This window comes from Rhodoplanes sp. SY1 (assembly GCF_046000175.1).
Classification (GTDB): domain Bacteria; phylum Pseudomonadota; class Alphaproteobacteria; order Rhizobiales; family Xanthobacteraceae; genus Rhodoplanes.
Map to the genome: position 1 here is coordinate 1 of NZ_JBEOMB010000284.1, position 2,587 is coordinate 2,587.

3 protein-coding genes are annotated in these 2,587 nt (G+C 71.9%); all 3 read left to right on the forward strand.

The window, feature by feature from the left end:
• Positions 1 to 390 precede the first annotated feature (390 nt).
• The 3 genes from ABTU92_RS29135 to ABTU92_RS29145 all read left to right on the forward strand — a co-directional run bounded on the left by ABTU92_RS29135 (position 391) and on the right by ABTU92_RS29145 (position 2,478).
• Complete coding sequence (locus ABTU92_RS29135; protein ID WP_408095045.1) at positions 391 to 1,032, forward strand: alpha/beta hydrolase; 642 nt, start codon at positions 391 to 393, stop codon at positions 1,030 to 1,032.
• A 43-nt stretch (positions 1,033 to 1,075) separates the two neighbouring features.
• On the forward strand, positions 1,076 to 2,020 hold the full coding sequence (locus ABTU92_RS29140; protein ID WP_408095046.1) for a ring-cleaving dioxygenase: 945 nt from the start codon (positions 1,076 to 1,078) through the stop codon (positions 2,018 to 2,020).
• A gap of 197 nt (positions 2,021 to 2,217) precedes the next feature.
• Positions 2,218 to 2,478 carry a hypothetical protein gene (locus ABTU92_RS29145; RefSeq protein ID WP_408095047.1) on the forward strand — a complete coding sequence of 87 codons (261 nt, stop codon included), beginning with the start codon at positions 2,218 to 2,220 and terminating at the stop codon, positions 2,476 to 2,478.
• Positions 2,479 to 2,587: the final 109 nt, after the last annotated feature.

Genomic DNA, 2,587 nt, shown 5'->3' on the forward strand with positions numbered 1-2,587 from the left:
CAGAGGCGCGAAGGATCGCAGATGCGCGCGTTCGTGCGACGGCACGATGCGGCGCGGAGGGAGACCTTGTGTTTAACGCGCGGCGCCGCGATCCGTCCATCGGGGCGCACGCAGGGCGGTTCAGCCGTTGCGACAGGGAGAACGGGGAGGGCTCTTTCCCTCTCCCCGCGTGCGGGGAGAGGGTGGCTCGCCGCGCAGCGGCGAGACGGGTGAGGGGGCGCCTCCGCAAGGCAGAGAGCTGGACGCACAGACTCGCGGCGACGCCCCCTCACCCGACGTCCGCGCTGATCGCGCGAACGTCGACCTCTCCCCGCAGGCGGGGAGAGGTGACGGCGGCCGTGCTCCATCACTTCACCCTCACCCCGAGTCACCCTCACCCCCGAGGCCGAAATGTCCGTCGCACCGAAAAAGACCTCCGCGCTCGACCTGCATGTCCACCGCTTCGTCCCGGCCACCGCGCCGGGCCGGCCGCCGTTGCTGCTCCTGCACGGGACCGGCGGCGACGAGACCGACCTGATCGGGCTCGGCCAGTCGCTGGCGCCGGGGGCGGCGCTGCTGTCGCCGCGCGGCAACGTGCTGGAGGGGGCGGCGCCGCGCTTCTTCCGCCGGCTCGCCGAGGGCGTGCTCGACCAGGACGACGTGCGCCGCCGCGCCGCCGACCTCGCCGCCTTCGTCGGCGCGGCGCGGAAGGAATACGGGATCGCTGCGCCCGTCGCGCTCGGCTTCTCCAACGGCGCCAACATCGCCGCGGCCGTGCTGCAGCTCCATCCCGGCGTTCTGGCCGGCGCCGTGCTGTTGCGCGCCATGGTGCCGCTCGACCCGCCGCCCGCCGCGCAAGGGCTCACCGGCACGCCGGTGCTGATCGTCGCCGGTGACGCCGACCCGATCATGCCGCCGGGCGATCCGGAAAAGCTCGCCGCAACCCTCGCGGCAGCAGGCGCCGACGTGACGCTGCGCACCGTGCCGGCCGGCCATGGTCTCGGCCGCGCCGACCTCGCGCTCGCGGCCGAGTTTTTCGCGCGGCTCGGCTGAGCGTCGCCGGCACCCGAGACACACCAATCAGAAAGGCACCCCCATGCAGCTCACCGGCATCCACCATCTCACCGCCGTCACGGCCGACGCGCCCGGCAACCACGCCTTCTACACGGGCACGCTCGGGATGCGGCTGGTGAAGAAGACAGTGAACCAGGACGACGTCTCGGCCTATCACCTGTTCTATGCGGACGGCCTCGCCTCGCCGGGCTCCGATATCACCTTTTTCGACTGGCCGGTCGGGCGTGAGCGGCGCGGCACCCACAGCATCAGCGGCACCGGCCTGCGGGTCGCCGGCGAGGCAAGCCTCGTCTTCTGGAAGGAGCGCCTCGCCGCCGCCGGCGTGACGCATGGCGACATCGTGCTGCGCGACGGCCGCGCGACCCTCGACCTCGAGGATCCCGAGGGCCAGCGCCTCAGCCTGATCGACGACGGGGGCGCGGGCGACGCGCACGCCTGGGCGGGCAGCCCGGTGCCGGCCGCGCACCAGATCCGCGGCCTCGGGCCGATCACGATCTCGGTGCCGGATCTCGGCCCCACCGACGCGGTGCTGACCGCGCTGATGAACATGCGGCGCGAGCGCGACTACGAGACGCCCGGCAATCCCGGCTCCCGGACGTATGTCTACGCGATGGGGCCGGGCGGCGCTGCAGCCGAGCTGCATGTCGCGGTCGAGCCCGGCAAGCCGGTCGCCGCGCCGGGCGCCGGCGGCGTCCACCATGTCGCGTTCCGGGTGCCGGATGGGGCCTATCAGGACTGGGCCGAGCGGCTGCGCCGCATGCGCGTGCCGTCCAGCGGCCCGGTCGACCGCTACTACTTCCGCAGCCTCTATTTCCGCGAGCCCAACGGCATCCTGTTCGAGATCGCCACCGACGGGCCGGGCTTCGCCGTGGACGAGCCGCTCGAAGTCTTGGGCGAGCGCCTCGCGCTGCCGCCGTTCCTGGAGCCGCGGCGGGCCGAGATCGAGGCCGGCCTCACGCCCTTGTGACGGCCGGCCCCCCCGAGACGTCCTCTGAATCGCCCGCCGCGACGGAACGCCGCGACGGGCGATTTCTCCATTCCGTCCGAGGTATGTTAGTATGACTTAAACCGGATTAGGGAATCATCGTCCGGTCGATTCGAACGAGGGCCGGCGCGGGTCCGGCCCGGTGAAGTTTGCCGACGACTCGGATTTTGGAGTGTTCGATGAATATCATCTACGCGCTTGCCGTCGTGGTGCTCACCCTCGTCGCCGTCTTCAAGATGCCCTATCCGGGCGCCAAGACCCTGGCCGTGTCGCCGAATCCGGTGTCCGCCGCGGTCGCCGCCCCGGCGCCGAGCAAGCCGGCCGAGCCGGTCGTCGCCGCCAAGCCCGAGCCGCCCCGCATCCAGTATGTCAGCACCCGCCAGTGCGCCCGCACCGCCTGGGGCAACGTGAACTGCACCGAGGTCACCACGATCAAGTGAGGCGCGTCACGCGCGCACGCGGACGCGACGGCGAGCGTGGCGGCTCTGAGGGCCGCCAGATTCCCGTGCGCGCCGTGACGTGAATTGCCGATCTAGAGCGGTTCCCGAT

Coding starts and splice junctions, on each gene's coding strand:
- ABTU92_RS29140 (WP_408095046.1), top strand. CDS start 1,076: ATGCAGCTCACCGGCATCCACCATCTCACCGCCGTCACGGCCGACGCG.
- ABTU92_RS29135 (WP_408095045.1), top strand. CDS start 391: ATGTCCGTCGCACCGAAAAAGACCTCCGCGCTCGACCTGCATGTCCAC.
- ABTU92_RS29145 (WP_408095047.1), top strand. CDS start 2,218: ATGAATATCATCTACGCGCTTGCCGTCGTGGTGCTCACCCTCGTCGCC.